Raw genomic sequence first — 17,305 nt, forward strand, 5'->3', positions numbered from 1 at the left:
GACCCCCCGCGAAACCGACATTTCACCCGTCGTCTACGGCACCCACGGGCGTCCTCCAGCCCTCTCCGGCGTTCTTCACAGCCCTCTCCGGCGCCCTCCAGCCCTCTCCGGCGCCTACGGCTCCCCGCGGTCCCGGAGGGAAGGACGGTCGGGATGCAGCCCGGCCCGGTCGGCGGCCGAAGCGCCGTGGTTCCAGCCCGCCTCGTCCCAGGCCGCCCGGACGCGGGTGGTGCGGGTCTCGGGGAAGAGCTCGTCGGTACGACTGGTGACGGCGAGGTCCCGTGAGGCGAGGGCGGGCAGGAGCGAGGGGGCCTCGGCGGCGACCCGGCGGGACGTCGACGCGAGTCGGGCCCCCAGCCGGTGGGCGTACGCGAGCAGGAACGACTGCCGGAAGGACTTCGTGCGCTTGCGGCCGCCCGCCCGCTGCTCCGCCTCCGCGCGCGTCATCGCCGCCGTGCCCTGGACGAGCAGCGACGTGTACAGCAGCTCGACCGGATCCAGGTCCGCCTCGAAGCCGACCACCGTCGAGAAGGCGTAGGCCTCGTTCCACACGGCCCGGCAGTGGTTCGCCGTGGCGACCGCGTCGAGCAGGATCGCCTTCGCCTGTTCGTACGGCGGCTCCACGCCGATGCGGATCGCGCCGGGGGTCTCCGGGGACGGCGCGCCCGCCGCGAGCGTCGCCTCGTCCAGGCTGTGCCGGGCCATCAGCTCCTGGGCCTTGGCCGTCAGCGCCTCGGCCTCCTCGGGATAGCCGGTCGCCTCCGCCTTGGCGAGCAGCGCCCTGATCCGGGTGAGCATCCGCGGCTCCCCCGCCGCCGCGGGCGGCAGCGCCTCGCCCGGCACCGGGCCGACGGCGTCGAGCCGCGGGAGCCGGACCAGGAGCCGGTACAGCTCCAGGACGGTCGTCGCGTACGAGAAGCGGTCGGTCGGCCGTACGGCCGTGTCGTCCAGCTCGTCGACCTGCGCCTGCCAGCGGTGCGGCAGCCTGCCGTACCCGGCCGTCTCCGTCCTGACGAGGGCGGCGAGCAGGCGTGCGTGCTCGTCCGCCAGCTCCCGGCGGACCGTCCTGGCCAGGTCGGCGGGCTGCCAGCCCCTGCCCCACAGGGTGCGCAGGAACTCCTCGCCGCGCCGGGCCAGTTCCCCGTCCGCGTCCCGGTCGGCGGCGAGCAGCGACGCCGCCGTGTCGAGCGACCCGTCGTCGCTCGCGTACAGCGCCTCGAAGGCCCTGTCGATCGTGGTGCCCATGCGGTCCTCGTGCCCCTCGCGTCCCTGACGTCTCTCGCGTCTCCCCGTCCCTCCCATGATGGTCCCAGCCCCGGCGCACCCCGGGGGAACGCGTGCCGGGTACGCGAGGGGTAGGGCCAGGCATACCCCCGGGACGCCCCTCAGCGGTCGTGATCCGGAGGGGCCGAAACGGTTCGCTTGAGTCATGACCACGACCACCACGACCACCGCGGCCGGCACCGCCGACGCCGTCGCCGTACGGCTCCGCGGACTCAGCCGGCACCACCGGGACGTCCGCGCCCTCGACGGCGTCGACCTCGACCTCGCCGCCGGGACCTTCACCGCCGTCATGGGCCCGTCCGGCTCCGGCAAGTCCACGCTCCTGCAGTGCGCCGCCGGGCTGGACCGGCCCACCGCCGGGAGCGTGGAGGTCGGCGGCGTCGCCCTCGACGGACTGGGCGAACGGCGCCTCACCCTCCTGCGGCGGGACCGCATCGGCTTCGTCTTCCAGTCCTTCAACCTGCTGCCCTCCCTGACCGCCGCGCAGAACGTCGCCCTCCCGCTCCGGCTCGCCGGCCGCCGCCCCTCCCGCACGGAGGTACGGGAGGCACTCGCGCGCGTGGGTCTCGCCGGGCGCGAACGGCACCGGCCCGGCGAGCTCTCCGGCGGGCAGCAGCAACGCGTCGCGATCGCGCGGGCCCTGATCACCCGGCCCGCCGTCCTCTTCGGCGACGAGCCGACCGGCGCGCTCGACTCGACCACCAGCCGCGAGGTCCTCGACATGCTCCGCGACCTCGTCGACCGCGACGGACAGACGATCGTCATGGTCACCCACGACCCCGCGGCCGCGGCCCGCGCCGACCGCGTCGTCTTCCTCGTCGACGGACGCCTCGCCGGCGAACTCCCGTCCCCCACGGTGGAGACGGTCGCCGCCCGGATGGCCGGGCTGGAGACGGACGGGACCGACGCGGGCGGCGCCCCCCTCACGGGGAGGTTCGCGTGCTGACCGTCGTCGTGACCGGGCTGCGGGCCCGGTGGGCCTCGTTCCTCGGCGGATTCGTCGCGCTGGCCCTCGGGGTCGGCCTGCTCGCCACGATGGGCCTCGGCCTCTCCGCCACCTTTCACGCGCCCGAGCGTTCTCCCCAGCGGTTCGCCTCGTCGCCGGTGGTGGTGCGGGGCCAGGACCGACTCGTCCTCGACGTGCGGCGGGGGCCCGACACCGTACCCGTGGCACTGCCGCTCGACCGTCCACAGGCTGTGGACAAGGAAGTGCTCCGGGAGCTCCGGGCGCGCTGGACGGTGACCGTGGCCCCGCCCGCCGCCGGGGACGGCCGCCCCGGCAACCCGGCCGCGGACGGCGGCGGGCCCGACGCCGTCGGCGTGGACGCGCCCGCCGACGAGGTCAGGGCGGTGGTCGGGGACCGCGCACAGGTACTCACCGGCCCCGACCGGGTGCGTGCCGACCCGGATCCCGAGCGGGACGCACGGGCCCTCACCGCGCTGAACGCGCTGCTCGGCACCTCCGGCGGGGTGACCGCCTTCGTCTCGGTGTTCGTCGTGGCGTCCACGTTCGCGTTCGCCGTCGCACTGCGCCGGCGCGAGTTCGGGCTGCTGCGGACCGCCGGAGCCACCCCGGGGCAGGTCCGGCGGCTCCTGCTCGCCGAGGCGGCGGTGCTCGGCGTGGTCGCGTCGGCCACCGGATGCGCGCTCGGCGCCCTGGGGGCGCCCCTGCTGGCCCGTACCCTCGTGGACGGCGGCCTCGCGCCCGCGTGGTTCACGATCGGCTGGGCCGGCTGGCCCTTCCACACGGCCTTCTGGACGGGAGTGACCGTCGCCCTCACGGGCGCCGTGGCCGCCTCGCGGCGGGCCGGCAAGGTGGGCCCGACGGCCGTGCTGCGCGAGGCCGACGTCGACACGGACGTCCTGCCTCCCGGCCGGGCCGTGCTCGGCGCCGGACTGCTCCTGGCCGGGATCGCGATGCTGGCCTGGACGTACGCCACCGAACCGTCCGAGCTGCTCAAGCGGAAGACCTACACGACCCTGCCGATGCTCCTGATCGGCGGAGTCGCCCTGCTCTCCCCGCTGCTCGTCCGGCCCGCGGCCCGTCTCCTGCGCCTGCGGGGCGCGGTGGGGACGCTCGTACGGGAGAACAGCGCGGCCTCCGTACGCCGCACCGCCGCCGTCGCCGCGCCCGTCCTGGTGACCGTCGCACTCGCCGGAACCCTCTTCGGCTCGGCGACCGGCGTCACGCGCGCGCGTGGAGCCGAGGCACGGGAGCAGACGACCGCTCAGTACGTGGCGAGCGGCCAGGAGTTGCGGCCGGTGGCGGCACCGGCCGGAGCCGTCCTCTCCGCCACCGGGGCGACCTCCGTCTTCGTACGCGACGGCGCCGAGGCGGTCGTGAAGTACGGCGCACGGGCGGTCGCCGATTCGGCGGCCTTCGCCTCGCTCGCCCGGCTGCCCGTCGTCGCCGGAGACCTGCGAGACCTCGACGACCGGTCGATCGTCGTCAACGAGGAGTTCGAACGGCACCGGATCGGCGAGACCGTCGAGGTGTGGCGGGCCGACGGCAGCGGCCCGGTACGGCTCCGCGTCGCGGCCGTCCTCGCCCCCGGCACCGGCGACAACGGGCCCTACGTGACCCGGGCGAACGCGCCCGGCGCCGTCCTCGACCGCATCGACGCGCGCGGCGGCGGCGCGGCCACCGCACAGGCCCTGAAGGCGAGCGGCGGAACCGTCGCCACCGCCGACGCGTGGGCCTCCGCCGCGCACCCCTCCGGCAACCCGCAGACCCGGCTCGGCATGATCCTCGTCCTCGGCATCGCCCTCGCCTACACCGTGATCGGCCTCGCCAACACTCTCCTCATGGCCACCTCCGTACGCGGCGGCGAGCTCGCCTCGCTCCGCCTCGCCGGAGCGACCCGATCCCAGGTCGTCCGCGTCGTGGCCGGCGAATCGGCACTCGCCGTCGCCGTCGGCGCCGCCCTCGGCCTCGCCGTCACCGCCGCCGTCCTCGGCACCCTCGGCGCCGGGCTCTCCGCCCTCGCCGCGCCCCCCGCCCTCGCCCTCCCCTGGACCCCCGTCCTCGCCTCCACCGCCGTCTGCGCGGTCGTCGCCGTCGCCGCTTCGGCGCTGCCCGCGTGGCGCGTCGTCCGCTGAGCGGTCATGGTGGGACGACGGGGCGGTGACAAGGGTCGGAGCCGGGTCACCGCCCCCGCTGCCGCGCCCACCCCCCGACCGGCCCCCGCCGCCTGCCCCTTTCACGGGCCCCCGCCCGCCCGGGCCCGCGCCCACTCCCGTGTGCGCCCGCTCCCACCACCGCGTGGGCCTGCGCCACCGCACCCCGCCCGCGCGGGCCCGCCGCCGGCTGCCCCGTGTGGGCCTGCGCCCGCCGCGCCCCCGCCGCCTGGCCTTCACCCGCTGCCGTGCGGGCCTGCGCTCGCGTGGACCTGTGCCCGCCCGCCGTGTGGGCAATCGTCCCGCTGGGCGGGACGGGTGGGCACACGGGACGGCGCCCTCGGCGGCGCCTCCGCCCCTTGTGCCCTGGCCCGCACTCACAGTCCGGTGCGCACCGGGTGCGGGTGCAGGCACGGAAGCCTGGGCCCGGCACGGGGCGCCGTCCGTTGTGCCCACCCGTTCCGCCCCAACGGAACGATTGCCCACAACGGGGTGGGCGGAGGCGCCTGGGTGGGCACCACCCGGCAGAACGAGGGCCCACAACGCGCGAGGCGCGGGGTGGGCACCTTCCCGCGGAGCGAGGGCCCGCAACGGGTGGGCGGGGTCCGCGGAGGGGGTGGTCGGGGGTCAGGGGGTGGGGAGGGGGCGCCAGGTGGGGGCGAGGGTGGACCAGATCTCCTGGTCGTGACGGGCGCCGCGGTAGGAGTAGGACTCGCGGAGGACACCGTCCCGCGTCATGCCGAGCCGCCGGGCGACGGCGATGCTGGGGAGGTTGTCGGAGGAGACGATCCACTCGACGCGGTGGACGCCGCGGACCTTGATCGCCCAGTCGATGAGGGCGTGCGCGGCCCGCGTCACGAGGCCCTTGCCGACGGCCGCGGGCTCCAGCCAGCAGCCGGCCTCGGCGTAACCGGCCGTGGTGTCGAGCGTGCGGAGGATGACGGCGCCGACGAGGGTGCCGTCGGACCAGATGCCGTGGATGCGGCCGGTGTCGGAGGCGACCTTCTCGGCGTAGAGGCGGAGGAAGGCGCGGCTGGACTCCAGGTCGGTCACGACGTCGGGGAGGCCGTTGCGGGCGCCGATGAACTCGCGGCCCCGGTCCATGTGCGCGAGGAACTCGTCGGCCTGCCACGGTTCGAGCGGGCGCATCTCCGCGCCGTCGTCTCCCAGGGATATCGCGTACATCGTCGTCGCCTTCCACCGTCGGGGTCCCGCACTCACGGGGAGTGGATGATCTCACCCGCGCCGCCGCGAGGCGGGCCCTACGGGATCAGGACCAGCTTGCCGCGCACGTGCCCGGACTCGCTCGACTCCTGGGCGCGGGCCGCCTCCTTGAGGGGCAGGGTGTCGGCGAGGCGGACCGCGAGGGTGCCTTCGGCCGCGAGGCGGGCGTGGGCGGCGAGTCCGCGTCGTACGGCCTCGGGGGCGCCGGTGACGCCCGAGAAGGTGATGCCGAACTCGGCGGCGTCGGTGGCCGCGATGGTCGCGATGCGGTTCTTGTCGGCCGTTCCCTCGCCGCCCAGGAGCTCGATGGCGACCGGCAGCACGCCGTGGCCCGCCGCGTCGAAGACGGCGTCGACGCCGTCCGGGGCGGCGGCCCTGACCCGGTCGGCCAGGCCGTCCCCGTACGCGACCGGGATCGCGCCGAGTTCGCGCAGGTACGCGTGGTTGGACTCGGAGGCGCTGCCGACGACCGTGATCCCGGCGGCGACCGCGAGCTGGACGGCGACCGAGCCGACGACACCGGCGGCGCCGTGCAGGAACAGCGTCTCGCCCTCCCGTACGCCGATCAGGTCCAGGACCCGCTGCGCGGTCTCGCCGGCCACCGGGAGGCTCGCGGCGGCCTCCCAGGAGAGCCCGGCGGGCTTGGGGGCGACGGTGCCTGCGATGGCGTACTCGGCGTAGGCGCCGGTCTTGGTCCAGCCGAGGACCTCGTCGCCGACGGCCAGGCCGGTGACGCCCTCGCCGAGCGCGTCGACGGTGCCGGCGAACTCCAGGCCGGGGACGGCGGGGAAGGCCGTCGGGTAGAACTCCTCGACCCAGCCGTAACGGCGCTTCCAGTCGACGGGGTTGACCCCGACCGCCGCCACCTTGACGCGGATCTCGCCGGGGCCGGGCTCCGGAACGGGGACACCGGTCGCGTGGCGCAGCACCTCGGGGCCGCCGAACTCCTCGTACACGATCGCTTCCATCTCAGCCTCCACAGCTGTCCGTTGCCGCCTGCCGGTCTTCGACTCCCCCATCCTGTGTCCCGTCCCCCGCCGGCCCCGCCCTCCCAACGGCCAGTCCCACCTGTCCGAAAGACCGGCCCCGATCCGGGGGTTCCGCCAAGGGGGCGTCTTGTCGATCAGCCCGACGGGAATTGTCAGACGGGCCCTAGGCTGGACGTCATGGACGCGCTCACGCTGACCGCCGCGTACGAGATCCTCCGGCAGCCGCTCGGGGAGATCCTGCCCAAGGTCTCGGCCGCCCTCGCCACCGTGGTCCCACACGTGGACGCGGCCGAACTCTCCACGCACTGCGCCCATTCGCCCTTCAAGGCCATCGGCGGTACGGAGGGGCTGGCCACCTCCGAACTCGCACCGCTGCTCGCCGCCGGCGTGCCCGGCAGCCCCTGGCAGGGCACGGCGACGGTCGGCGGCCGGGAGCGCGAGGTCGTCGCCGTCACCAGTCACGCGACCCGGCGAGGCGCGCTCCTCGTGCTCGTACGGGAGGACGGCGCCGCACCCGTGGGCGCGGCCGGACTCGCCGTCGCCCAGGCCCTGTGGGACCTGGTGACCAGCCATTTCGACCGGTTCGCCACCGAGGCCTTGCCGGGGGCCCTCGCCCGTTCGCGGGCGGCCGCCGACACCCGGGCCCGGGTCATCGCCGAACTGACGGCCTCGCACACCGCCGCGCTCTCCGGAGTCCTCGGCGTCCTGCGCAGCCGCGCCCTCGACGACACGACGGCCCGGGCCACCGCGACCGACCTCGCCGCCACCGCCCTCGTCGAGATGCGGGCGGCGCAGCGCCGTGACCGGGCCCTGGCGGAGGAGCCCGCCCAGGAGGCCTTCGAACGCCTCGCCGGCGAACTGCGCCCCATGCTGCGTCACAGCCCCGTCCGGCTCGACCTCGGCGCCCCCGACTCGACCCGCTCCCTCGCCGCGGACGTCGCCCACAGCGCGCGGGCGATCGTCCGCTCCCTGCTCCTCGTCGTCCTGGAGCAGGACTCCGTACGGCGCGTCCACGTCGGCTGGCAGCTCACCGAGCACGAGCTCCGCGCCTCCGTGCGCGACGACGGCGCCGGCGCCCTCGCCCCCTGCGACCTCGGCGCGGGCACCATCCGCGACCGGCTCGACGTCCTCGGCGGCCACCTCGACATGGAGGCCGTTCCCGGCTGGGGCACCACCGTCACCGCCGTCCTCCCCCTCGCCACGCCCGAGGCGCCCGTCGAGGCCGCCCATCCGCTCACCGGGCTCGGCGAGCGCGAGGCGGAGGTGCTGCGCCACCTCGCCCTCGGTCACCGCAACCGGCGGATCGCCGAGGAGCTCCACATCAGCGAGTCCACGGTCAAGTTCCACGTCGCCAACATCCTGAACAAGCTGGGCGTCGACTCCCGCGGGGAGGCGGCGGCCCTCTTCCACGCGGCCGCGTAGCGACCGCGCCCGCGGCCGTTCCAGGGGCCGTACCCGTGGTCGTTCCCGGAGCCGTACCTGGGACCGCGCCCGTGGCCGCGGGGCGGCTTCCGGGGTTTGTCAGTGGCGGGTGCCAGACTCGGACGCATGAGCGAGAGGTGGGCGCTGGCGGCCGAGGCGGAGGGGGACGGAGCACAGCTCGTGCCCCTCGGCCCGGACGGCGCGCCCGCCGGACCGGTGCGGCGGGAGCCGGATCTGGTGGAGGCGGTGCGGGCGCGGCCGGGCGTGACGCGCTGGGTGTGGCGGTCGACGGCCGAGGTGTATCCGCGCCTGCTCGCCGCCGGTGTGCGGGTGGAGCGGTGCTATGACGTGGAGGACGCCGAACAGCTGCTCCTGGGGCACGAGGGCCGGCTCGGGGAGCCCCGGTCGGCCGCCGCCGCCTGGGCGCGCCTGCGGAACGCTCCCGTGCCGCCCGACCCGCCGCAGCGCAGCGCCGAACCCGGCTCGCAGGACTCGCTGTTCGAGCCGCGCCCGGTGGTGTCCGTTCCGTTCGACGGGCTCCTCGCGGTGTACGCGGAGCAGTTGCGCCGTCACGACCGGGCCGAGCACCCGGGCCGGATGCGACTGCTCACCGCTGCCGAGTCGGCGGGGATGCTGGTGGCGGCCGAGATGCACCGGTCGGGGCTGCCGTGGCGGGCGGACGTGCACCGGGAGCTGCTGAACGAGCTGCTCGGCGAGCGGTACGCGGGCGGGGGCGAGCCGCGCCGCCTCGCCGAGCTCGCGGACGAGGTGTCCGCGGCGTTCGGGCGCCGGGTCCGGCCCGATCTGCCGGTCGACGTGGTGAAGGCCTTCGCCCAGGCCGGGGTGCGGCTGAAGTCGACCCGCCGCTGGGAGCTGGAGGAGATCGACCATCCGGCGGTGAAGCCGCTGATCGCGTACAAGAAGCTGTACCGGATCTGGACGGCGCACGGCTGGTCGTGGCTGGCGGACTGGGTCAGGGACGGCCGTTTCCGGCCGGAGTACCTGCCGGGCGGCACGGTCAGCGGCCGCTGGACGACCAACGGCGGCGGTGCCCTGCAGATCCCGAAGGTGATCCGCCGGGCGGTGGTCGCCGACGGGGGCTGGCGGCTCGTCGTCGCCGACGCCGACCAGATGGAGCCGCGCGTGCTCGCCGCGATCTCCCGGGACCCGGGCCTCATGGAGGTCGCGGGGCACCCCGACGACCTGTACACCCGGCTCTCGGACCGGGCCTTCTCCGGCGACCGCGACCACGCCAAGATCGCACTCCTCGGCGCGGTCTACGGCCAGACCAGCGGCGACGGCCTGAAGAACCTGGCCGCGCTCCGGCGGCGCTTCCCGCGCGCGGTGGCCTACGTCGACGACGCGGCGAAGGCCGGCGAGGAAGGCCGGCTCGTCCGCACCTGGCTGGGCAGGACCAGTCCGCGCGCGGTCGGCTCGGGCGACGACGACGAGGCGGGCATCCCCCAGGAGGGCGGCGAACCCGAGCCCGAGAACGGCGAGTTCGTGCCGGGATACGCCTCCGGGAACGCCCGCGCCCGCGGCCGGTTCACCCGGAACTTCGTCGTCCAGGGCAGTGCCGCCGACTGGGCCCTCCTGATGCTGGCGGCCCTGCGGCGCTCCTTGTCCGGGATGCGGGCCGAGCTGGTGTTCTTCCAGCACGACGAGGTGATCGTGCACTGCCCGGCGGAGGAGGCCGAGGCGGTCACGGCGGCGATCCGCGCGGCCGGGGACGAGGCGGGCCGGATCGCCTTCGGCGAGACACCGGTGCGCTTCCCGTTCACGACGGCCACGGTCGAGCGGTACGCGGACGCGAAGTAGCCCGCCTCGGGGAGGGGGAAGGCGGTACGCGAACCCCGAAGCCCCCAGCGGGAGAAGGCCGTAGGCGGACGCGATGCAGCCCGCCTCGGGGAGGGGGAGCGGGGCGGGGGAAGGCCGGTGGTGCGGGGCCGCCGTCCCCGCACCACCGGCCGGTGCCGCGGCCTACTTCAGCGGAAGCGTCCGCCACCTCGGGCTCAGCGCCAGCGTCTTCAGCTGGGCCATCGTCAGCGCGGGCTCGGCGCGCGTGGCGGCCTCGTGCTGCGCGCCCGCGTTGAAGGCGGAGACCCCGACCCGGAAGCCCTCCGGGGTCAGGGTGTCGACGCTCCACCAGACGACGCCGGCGCCGCCCTTCTCGCCGGGCTGCTGGGTGGACCTGACCTTGGTGCCGTCGGGCAGGGTGACGACGTCGTCGCCCTTGAACAGCTCGGCGACGGCCTTCCCGCCGTCGGGCTGGACGTCGACCCCGACGAGGCTCTTGCCCTTGCCGTCGTCGACGACGACGTAGCCGTGGCCGTCGCCGCCGCCGTGGGACGCCACGGTGACTCCCCGCGGCAGCAGGGAACGCAGGGTGGCCTGGACGGCGGCGGCGCTCGGCACGGCGGGCAGGTCCGTGCCGGAGCCGGGCTCACCGGGCTCACCGGGCTTGCCGGGCTTGCCGGGCTTGCCGGGCTTGCCGGGCTTGCCGGGGTTCTCGGGCAGCCGGTCCGTGAGCGGCCCCCAGGCGTCGGCCGTGACGAGGGCCTTCAGCTGGGCGGGGCTGAAGGGCGGGTTCTCGCGGCTGATCTCGGCGCCCTTCTCGGCGGCGGCGTTGTACTCGCTCGCGTCGATGAGGATCCCGTCCTCGGTGAGCAGGACCGCCCGCCAGTTCTTGGTCTCCTCGCGCTTGTCGGGGTACTCGTACCCCTGGAGGATCATGAGCCGGCCGCCGCCCGGCAGCCGCTCGGTGTCGCAGGCGTCGTAGGGGACGGCGACCTGGTCGGGGCAGGTGACCTGGTCCACGCCGGATTCGGGGGTCCCGCCGGCCCGGTAGAGGTCGATGCTGACGGCCGCCTTGCCCTGGCCGTCGTCGTAGACGCCGGCGACCGCCTGGCCCGCGCCGTCCAGGTCGCCGAACTGCCACTGGCCGGCCGGGGTGTGGGCCTTGAGGACGGCGGCGATGTCCTTCACCGGGATCTCCGCCTGGGCCGCCGGCGTCTTCCCTGAGTCCGAGGGTCCGGCCGACGGCCGGGGCTGCGGGGCCGCGGCCACGGAGGTGGTCGTCGCCCGGCCGGCGGGGCCGAGCAGGGATCCGCCGTAGACGCCGCCGACGCCGAGGGCGGCGAGGGCGAGGACGCCGCCGGTCACGGCGAGACGGCGGCGCACGAGGCGGCGCCGGCCACGGGAGAGCCCGCCCGCGACGAGCTCGCGCCGGTCGTCGACGGAGAATCCGTCGCCGGTGCGGCGCAGGACCGCGCCGAGCTCCTCCTCGAAGCCTTCGTGCTGGGGATCGTCGTTCTGAGGCATGCCGAAATCACCGTTTCCGGTTCGTGGGTGATGAAGTCCAGTGGTCTGTGGTCTGTGGTCTGTGGTCTGTGGTCTGTGGTCTGTGGTCAGCGGGTGGCGAACTCGGCGATGCTGCCGCCGAGCCGTTCCCGCAGCTTCGCCAGCGCCCGCACGGAGCGGGTGCGTACCGCGGCGGAGCTGGCGTGCAGGGCGTCGGCGGTCTCCTCGATGCTGCGGTCCTCCCAGTAGCGCAGCACCACGACCGCCCGGTCCTTGGGTGCGAGTCCGGCCAGCGCGTCGAGCAGCGCGATCCGGAGCAGGGGGTCCCCGCCGTCGTCGGGTGCGCGGTCGGGCAGCTCGCCGAGCGGGCGCTCGGTGGCGGACCGGCGCCGCTGGTGGCTGAGGAACGTGCGCACCAGCACGGTCTGGGCGTACGCGGCGGGGTTGCCGATGCGGGCCATGCGCCCCCACTGCGCGTACATCCGGCCGAGCGTCTCCTGGGTGAGGTCCTCGGCCAGGTGGGTATCGCCGCTGGTCAGCAGGCATGCGGACCGGAAAAGGTGCCCCGTGCGTGCGGAGGCGAACTCCAGGAACTCGTCCGCGCGGGACTTTCTCATGCCCCTCCCTTCCCTCACGGTCACGTGGTGTGGTCGCCGTACACCTCATTGACGCGATGGGGCCGCGGAAATGTTTCAGGCGGTCCCGGAGATTCACGGGGCGGTCCCAGGAGCCGTCCTACGGGGAATCCCGGGGTTCCGTCCCAAGGGGATGTCCGCTCGACGTATCCGACGAAGCGGAATCGGGTAATCCTTTTGGTATGAACACTCTCAGCGCAGCAGAGGTCCTGGCCGCTGGAGTTTGGCAGTCAGGGCTTGCACAGGTTCTCGGTGGCCTCGTCATCGTCGCCGTCCTCATCGGCGCGTTCTGGCTCGGCATGCGGATCCGGGACCGCGAAGCCGCGCCTCCGGCACCGGACGAGCAGCCGCACCGGCCCGACACCGGCGCGCTGCCCGGCGAGATGTCCGAGTACCGCCGGCCGGCCGAGATGCCGCAGACCGACGGCGAACACCGACTCATGCCCTACCAGCTCAAGGACGGTACGGAGACCTCGCCCGACCCGCCCAGCGAGGAGAAGCGCAAGTGGGGCGGGATCTCCAGCGGCGGCTTCGGCAGCGGAGGCACCGGCCACGGCGACTGACGCCGGGCGACCGTTCCCGGCCGTCGCCGGGGCCCCCGGGTGTGCCGGCAGGACACACCCGGGGCACCCCGGCGGCGGCCGCAGCCCGCGTCCCGGAGGTCACACCCCGTGCATGACCACAAGAACCAGAAGAACCACAAGAACCACACGAAGCACGCAGACGACACAGGCCGTACAGGCCCCCCAGACGACAGGAACGGCCGGGACGACACGAACGGCCGAGACGACCGGGATGACCGAGACGACCGGGACGACCGGCCCGTCAGCATCCGCTTCGAGGAGCAGCGGGCGCGTCTGCGCGCCGTCGCGTACCGCCTGCTCGGCACGTTCGACGAGGCCGACGAGGCGGTACGGGACGCGGTGCTGCGCGCCGTGCGGGAGGCCGTGAGGGACGCGGGCGCGGCACCGCATCCGGACCAGCCGACCACCACCGTCGCCCGCGTCTGCCTGGAGCGGCTCCGCGCCCGCGAGGCGCACCACCGGAAACCCTGGGACCCGTGGGACCCCTGGGCCGTCGGCGCGCCGAACCGGCCGCACCGGCCCGAGCAGGTCAGCGACCCCGGCCGGCGGGCCCTGCTCGCCGCCGACGCCGACTCCCCCGGCCCCGACCTGCCGCTCGTCCTGGACGGCCTGACGCCCTCCGAGCGGTTGGCGTACGTCCTGCACGACCTGTTCACCGTGCCGTACGAGGAGATCGCCGCGATCCTCGACCGCTCCCCCGCCGCCGCCCGGCAGCTGGCCGGCCGCGCCGGCCACCGCGTGCACGGCGCCGAGGAGATGCCGCAGCCCGATCCCGGGCGCGGCCGCGAGGTCGTCGCCTCCCTCCTGGCGGCCGCCCGGACCCACGACCACGACGCCCTCCTGGCCCTCCTCGACCCGGACGTGGTGCTGCGGGCCGACGCCGGCGCCGTACGCACCGGAGCGACGCCCGCGCACGGAGCACCGGCGGTCGCCCGCGTCGTCGCCCGACAGGCCCGATCGGCCCGCCCGGCCCTGGTGGACGGGGCCGCGGGCCTGGTGGTCGGCGACCCCGGGGCACTCACGGCGGACGCACGCGGCACCGGCGCCTCCGCGGGAGACGACGTCCCCGCCGTCACCGTCCTCGGCTTCACCGTGCTCCACGGTCTGATCACCTCGGTCGACCTGCTGGCCGACGTGGAGCACCTCAGCCGTCTGGACCTCCAACTGCCGGACGAGCGCGCGTCGGCCTGAAGGCGTCTGCCTGAGGGCGCCTGCCTGAGGGCGGCGGGCGGACGGGTCAGCGGACGGCGTCGGCAGGGCTGCCGGCGCGGGAGGCGATGTGGGCCGGCGGGGCGAAGTCCGCCGGGAGGACGGGGTCGGTGACGGGCTCGCCGAACGTGGTCACCACCGGGAGGACCCCCGCCCACAGGCCCAGCGCGGCGTCCTCGGAGTCGCCGTCGTCCGGCGGGCCGCTGCGGGTCTTCACCGAGGCCTCGGTGAGGTCGAGCGCGAGGACGGAGGTCGCGGCCAGTTCCTTGCGGCTGGGCTGCCGCACGTACTCCCACTGCCCCGGGGAGCTCTGCTCGGTGAGGGCCCGCAGCCCGCGCAGCTTCTCCTCCGGGTCGGTGACGAGCCGGGGGACGCCGTAGACCATCGCGCAGCGGTAGTTGACGCCGTGCTCGAAGACGGACCGGGCCAGGACGAGTCCGTCGACGTGGGTGACGGTGACGCAGACGGTGGCGTCCGGCGCCTGGACCAGGCTCCGGCTGGCGACGGACCCGTGCAGGTAGAGCCGGTCGCCGTCGACGCCGTACGCGGTGGGCACCACCATCGTCGTCCCGTCGACGGTGACGCCGAGATGGCAGAGGAAGCCCGCGGCGAGCACGGCGTCCAGGTCGGCGCGGCGGTGGCTGCCCTTCTCCCGCATGCGGCGCAGCCGGGTCCGCTCGGTGACGGCCAGCTGGTCGTCGGGAGTGGCGGTGGTGGTGCTCATGGTTCCCTCTCGCTCCGAATACCGGTGTGCAGGTGTTGTACGGGGTCTCAGCCCCTCACCGCCACCGGCGCCCGCCTGTCGGAACGGCGGTGCCCCGCAAGGGACTCGCAGATCTCGCCGGCCCGTACGGCGGCCATCGACAGCAGGTTGGCCGTGATGCCGTGCGAGTGCTCGGTGCCGCCCATCAGATAGATCCCGGCCTCCACCTCCGGCACGGTCTCCACCCGGTAGTCGCGGCGGACCCGCAGCCGGCCGTCCTCGTCGCGCAGGCAGGCGGAGTCCAGCTCGCCGAGCAGCCGGGTGGGGTCGGGCTCGCTGTAGCCGGTGGCGTACACGACGGCGTCGGCCGTCATCGTCTCCGTCTCGCCCGTCGCCAGGTTCCGCACCTCGACGCGGACGCCGTCGGGGCCCTCCTCGACCTCGGTGAGCCGGGTGACGCCGAGGATCCGCAGCCGCTGCTCGCCGCGCACCTTCTCCTGGTACGAGCGGCGGTACAGCTCCTCGATGAGGTCCATGTCGACCACGCCGTAGTTGGTGTTGCGGTGGTAGTCCATCAGCGTGCGGCGGACCGAGGGATCGGCGCCGTGGTAGAGGTCGACGGCCTCCGGGTCGAAGATCCGGTTCGCGTACGGGCTGTCGTCGGCCGGGCTGTACCCGTACCGGGTGTGCACGGCGACGACCTCGGCTCCCTCGTACGTCCGGTGCAGGTGGTCCGCGATCTCGGCGGCGCTCTGCCCGGCCCCGGCGACGACGAACCGGCGCGGGTTCCCGGTCGGCAGCGCGGCGAGGCGGTGCAGGAACTCGCCGCTGTGCCAGAGGCGTTCGGAGGACTCGACGCCCTCCGGGAGCCGGGGCACGAGACCGGTGCCGATGACCAGGTTCCGCGCCCGGTAGGTGACGGCCTCCGCGTCGGCGCCGCTGCCCGCGCCGCCCAGCGCGGCGACGTCGACCTCGACGACGGGGCCGTCCCGGCCCGGCCGGTCGGCGGGACGGACGGCGGTCACCTCCAGGCCGTAACGGACCATGTGGTCCACGCCGTTGGCGGCCCACTGGAGATAGTCGTGGAACTCCTCACGGGTCGGGAACAGCGCCTTGTGGTTGATGAAGTCGACCAGCCTGCCCCGGTCGTGCAGGTACGGCACGAAGCCGAACCGGCTCACCGGGTTGCGCATCGTCGCGAGGTCCTTGAGGAACGACACCTGCATGGTGGCGTCCGGGATGAGCATGCCCCGGTGCCAGCCGAAGCCCGGCTGCTTCTCCAGGAAGACCGCCGTCAGCTCCTCGCCGGGCGCGGCCTGCTCGTTGTGCTCCTCGATGGCGATCGCGAGGGCGAGGTTGGCGGGCCCGAAGCCGACGCCGACGACGTCGTAGACGGGGGTGGTCTCGTTCGTGTTCATGGAGGAGGACCTTTCGGGTCGGGGAAGCGGATTCAGGACGTACGGGTACGGCCGGCCGTCAGCGCGACGCAGACGGCGGCGAGAGCCAGGGCGAACAGCAGCCCCGTACCGGCGAAGGACAGGAACACGGCCGCGATCAGCAGGGTCACGACGGCCGTCACACGCAGCGCGCGCCCGGTGCCACGCGCCCTCAGGGCGGCCGCCGCGGCCGCCACGTACAGGAGCAGGAAGGCGCTGCTGGTGACGACGAGCACCAGCTCCTCGCCGGTCCCGGCGAGGGTCAGCCCGCCGAGCACGGCCGCGTAGGCGCAGGCCAGCGCCACCGTGGCCGGCACCGGGCGCTCGGCCAGGAACCCCGGCAGGATCCGCTCGCGGGCGGCGGCCCTGACGACCCGCGTCGCGCCCAGGACCCACGCGTTCGTGGCGACGACCGCGAGCCCCAGGGCGAGCAGGTCGCCGGCGAACGCGCCCTCCTCGCCGAGCGAAGCACCCAACAGGGCCGTGATGACCACCGGTTCGTCGCCGGGGACGGCCAGATAGGCGGCCGTCACCGCCGCGTACAGCAGCCCCACGATCGGGACCGCCCAGCGGATGGCCCGCCGGTAGCTGCGAGCCGGGTCGTCGACCTGCTCGGCGAGCGTCGAGACGTTCTCCCAGCCCAGGAAGGAGAAGAACGCCGTCACCACGGCGATGCCGACACCGCCCCAGCCGTGCGTGACGAACGGCGTGTACTCCCCCGCGTCGAAGCGCGGCCCCGCCAGCACCACGGCCCCGCCGAGCCCGGTCACCAGCACGACCAGCGCCGCCGCCTGCACCCGCGCCCCGGCCGTGAGACCCAGCAGCGTGAACGCGGCCGACACCACCATGAACCCGATGGCCAGCGGATACACCGGCCCGTCCGGCTCCCCGAGCAGACCCAGCAGACACCGGGCCGAGACGATGCCCATCACCGGGTTCCCGATCACGTACGTCGTCACGAGCAGCAGTCCCGCCGCCCGCCCCGGCCGCCGGCCGAACCCCGCCTCCACCATCGCGGCGAGCCCCGACGCGTCCGGCCGCCACGCCGACATCTCGGCGAAGAACCTCGCGAACGGGTACGAGCTCACCGCGAGCGCCAGCCACGCGAGAAGCGCGGCGGGGCCCGCCTGCCGCTCCGTCAGGCCCGGCACCAGCAGGATGCCGGTCCCCACCAGGCTGCTCACGTAGAACACCACCAGGGCCCGGACGCCGAGCCCCCCACGTCCTCCCTCGACCGTCTCCGGCCGAGCCACCACATCCGTCACACCGCCACCTCCCCATCCGACTTCCACCAACTCACCACCCGGCCCACCCCGTTGTGGGCCTTCGTCCTGCCAGCGCGACCCACCCCGCCCACCCCGTGGTGGGCAATCGTTCCGCCCCAGCGGAACAGTCGCCCACA

The 17,305-nt window shown here is 75.0% G+C and carries 14 protein-coding genes; 6 read left to right on the top strand and 8 right to left on the bottom strand.

Annotated features, from left to right (window positions below; all coding sequences use genetic code 11):
- Window positions 1-114 precede the first annotated feature (114 nt).
- A complete protein-coding gene (locus AC067A_RS20975) occupies window positions 115-1,245 on the bottom strand; it encodes a DUF2786 domain-containing protein (protein ID WP_479243993.1) in 1,131 nt (376 codons plus the stop codon).
- Window positions 1,246-1,429: 184 nt separating this feature from the next.
- Here AC067A_RS20975 and AC067A_RS20980 point away from each other — a divergent pair, with 184 nt between their 5' ends.
- The gene (locus tag AC067A_RS20980; protein WP_479243994.1) at window positions 1,430-2,230 is read left to right on the top strand and encodes an ABC transporter ATP-binding protein; all 801 of its coding nucleotides are present in this window, start codon (window positions 1,430-1,432) and stop codon (window positions 2,228-2,230) included.
- Window positions 2,224-4,383 (top strand): FtsX-like permease family protein, encoded by a 2,160-nt coding sequence (locus AC067A_RS20985; protein WP_479243995.1) that lies wholly within the window; start codon window positions 2,224-2,226, stop codon window positions 4,381-4,383. Before AC067A_RS20980 ends, AC067A_RS20985 begins: the two co-directional genes overlap by 7 nt.
- 645 nt (window positions 4,384-5,028) lie before the next feature.
- On the opposite strand, the gene AC067A_RS20990 is transcribed toward AC067A_RS20985, so the two are convergent.
- Both AC067A_RS20990 and AC067A_RS20995 read right to left on the bottom strand, forming a co-directional pair.
- On the bottom strand, window positions 5,029-5,586 hold the full coding sequence (locus AC067A_RS20990; RefSeq protein ID WP_479243996.1) for a GNAT family N-acetyltransferase: 558 nt from the start codon (window positions 5,584-5,586) through the stop codon (window positions 5,029-5,031).
- Between the two features lie 77 nt (window positions 5,587-5,663).
- Window positions 5,664-6,593 carry an NADP-dependent oxidoreductase gene (locus tag AC067A_RS20995; protein WP_479243997.1) on the bottom strand — a complete coding sequence of 310 codons (930 nt, stop codon included), beginning with the start codon at window positions 6,591-6,593 and terminating at the stop codon, window positions 5,664-5,666.
- A 198-nt stretch (window positions 6,594-6,791) separates the two neighbouring features.
- Between AC067A_RS20995 and AC067A_RS21000 the strand changes: the two genes are divergently transcribed.
- Together AC067A_RS21000 and AC067A_RS21005 are read left to right on the top strand one after the other, a co-directional pair.
- On the top strand, window positions 6,792-8,036 hold the full coding sequence (locus tag AC067A_RS21000; protein ID WP_479243998.1) for a LuxR C-terminal-related transcriptional regulator: 1,245 nt from the start codon (window positions 6,792-6,794) through the stop codon (window positions 8,034-8,036).
- Between the two features lie 126 nt (window positions 8,037-8,162).
- Window positions 8,163-9,854, top strand: coding sequence for a bifunctional 3'-5' exonuclease/DNA polymerase (locus AC067A_RS21005; protein WP_479243999.1), 1,692 nt, complete (start codon window positions 8,163-8,165; stop codon window positions 9,852-9,854).
- Between the two features lie 162 nt (window positions 9,855-10,016).
- On the opposite strand, the gene AC067A_RS21010 is transcribed toward AC067A_RS21005, so the two are convergent.
- Both AC067A_RS21010 and AC067A_RS21015 read right to left on the bottom strand, forming a co-directional pair.
- A complete protein-coding gene (locus AC067A_RS21010; protein ID WP_479244000.1) occupies window positions 10,017-11,357 on the bottom strand; it encodes a hypothetical protein in 1,341 nt (446 codons plus the stop codon).
- Window positions 11,358-11,443: 86 nt separating this feature from the next.
- The gene (locus tag AC067A_RS21015) at window positions 11,444-11,953 is read right to left on the bottom strand and encodes a SigE family RNA polymerase sigma factor (RefSeq protein WP_479244001.1); all 510 of its coding nucleotides are present in this window, start codon (window positions 11,951-11,953) and stop codon (window positions 11,444-11,446) included.
- Window positions 11,954-12,153: 200 nt separating this feature from the next.
- On the opposite strand from AC067A_RS21015, the gene AC067A_RS21020 reads away from it, so the two are divergent.
- Window positions 12,154-12,534 carry a DUF6479 family protein gene (locus tag AC067A_RS21020; protein WP_479244002.1) on the top strand — a complete coding sequence of 127 codons (381 nt, stop codon included), beginning with the start codon at window positions 12,154-12,156 and terminating at the stop codon, window positions 12,532-12,534.
- A 108-nt stretch (window positions 12,535-12,642) separates the two neighbouring features.
- Window positions 12,643-13,746, top strand: a complete 1,104-nt coding sequence (locus tag AC067A_RS21025) for a sigma factor-like helix-turn-helix DNA-binding protein (RefSeq protein ID WP_479244003.1) — start codon at window positions 12,643-12,645, stop codon at window positions 13,744-13,746.
- Window positions 13,747-13,792: 46 nt separating this feature from the next.
- Here AC067A_RS21025 and AC067A_RS21030 read toward each other — a convergent pair whose 3' ends face one another.
- Genes AC067A_RS21030 through AC067A_RS21040 form a run of 3 tightly spaced genes read right to left on the bottom strand, consistent with a single transcriptional unit; the run spans window position 13,793 to window position 17,168 of the window.
- Entirely contained in the window at window positions 13,793-14,488 is a 696-nt protein-coding gene (locus AC067A_RS21030; RefSeq protein ID WP_479244004.1) for a pyridoxamine 5'-phosphate oxidase family protein, read from the bottom strand.
- Window positions 14,489-14,535: 47 nt separating this feature from the next.
- Entirely contained in the window at window positions 14,536-15,885 is a 1,350-nt protein-coding gene (locus AC067A_RS21035; RefSeq protein WP_479244005.1) for a lysine N(6)-hydroxylase/L-ornithine N(5)-oxygenase family protein, read from the bottom strand.
- Window positions 15,886-15,917: 32 nt separating this feature from the next.
- Window positions 15,918-17,168: an APC family permease gene (locus AC067A_RS21040; protein WP_479244006.1), complete on the bottom strand. Its 1,251-nt coding sequence runs from the start codon at window positions 17,166-17,168 to the stop codon at window positions 15,918-15,920.
- Window positions 17,169-17,305 lie beyond the last annotated feature (137 nt).

Source organism: Streptomyces sp. NPDC043176 (assembly GCF_056436715.1).

What these genes read in the sequence shown, in the direction of transcription:
- AC067A_RS20975 (WP_479243993.1), bottom strand. Translation starts at nt 1,245, where the DNA reads ATGGGCACCACGATCGACAGGGCCTTCGAGGCGCTGTACGCGAGCGAC.
- AC067A_RS20980 (WP_479243994.1), top strand. Translation starts at nt 1,430, where the DNA reads ATGACCACGACCACCACGACCACCGCGGCCGGCACCGCCGACGCCGTC.
- AC067A_RS20990 (WP_479243996.1), bottom strand. Translation starts at nt 5,586, where the DNA reads ATGTACGCGATATCCCTGGGAGACGACGGCGCGGAGATGCGCCCGCTC.
- AC067A_RS20995 (WP_479243997.1), bottom strand. Translation starts at nt 6,593, where the DNA reads ATGGAAGCGATCGTGTACGAGGAGTTCGGCGGCCCCGAGGTGCTGCGC.
- AC067A_RS21000 (WP_479243998.1), top strand. Translation starts at nt 6,792, where the DNA reads ATGGACGCGCTCACGCTGACCGCCGCGTACGAGATCCTCCGGCAGCCG.
- AC067A_RS21005 (WP_479243999.1), top strand. Translation starts at nt 8,163, where the DNA reads ATGAGCGAGAGGTGGGCGCTGGCGGCCGAGGCGGAGGGGGACGGAGCA.
- AC067A_RS21010 (WP_479244000.1), bottom strand. Translation starts at nt 11,357, where the DNA reads ATGCCTCAGAACGACGATCCCCAGCACGAAGGCTTCGAGGAGGAGCTC.
- AC067A_RS21015 (WP_479244001.1), bottom strand. Translation starts at nt 11,953, where the DNA reads ATGAGAAAGTCCCGCGCGGACGAGTTCCTGGAGTTCGCCTCCGCACGC.
- AC067A_RS21020 (WP_479244002.1), top strand. Translation starts at nt 12,154, where the DNA reads ATGAACACTCTCAGCGCAGCAGAGGTCCTGGCCGCTGGAGTTTGGCAG.
- AC067A_RS21030 (WP_479244004.1), bottom strand. Translation starts at nt 14,488, where the DNA reads ATGAGCACCACCACCGCCACTCCCGACGACCAGCTGGCCGTCACCGAG.
- AC067A_RS21035 (WP_479244005.1), bottom strand. Translation starts at nt 15,885, where the DNA reads ATGAACACGAACGAGACCACCCCCGTCTACGACGTCGTCGGCGTCGGC.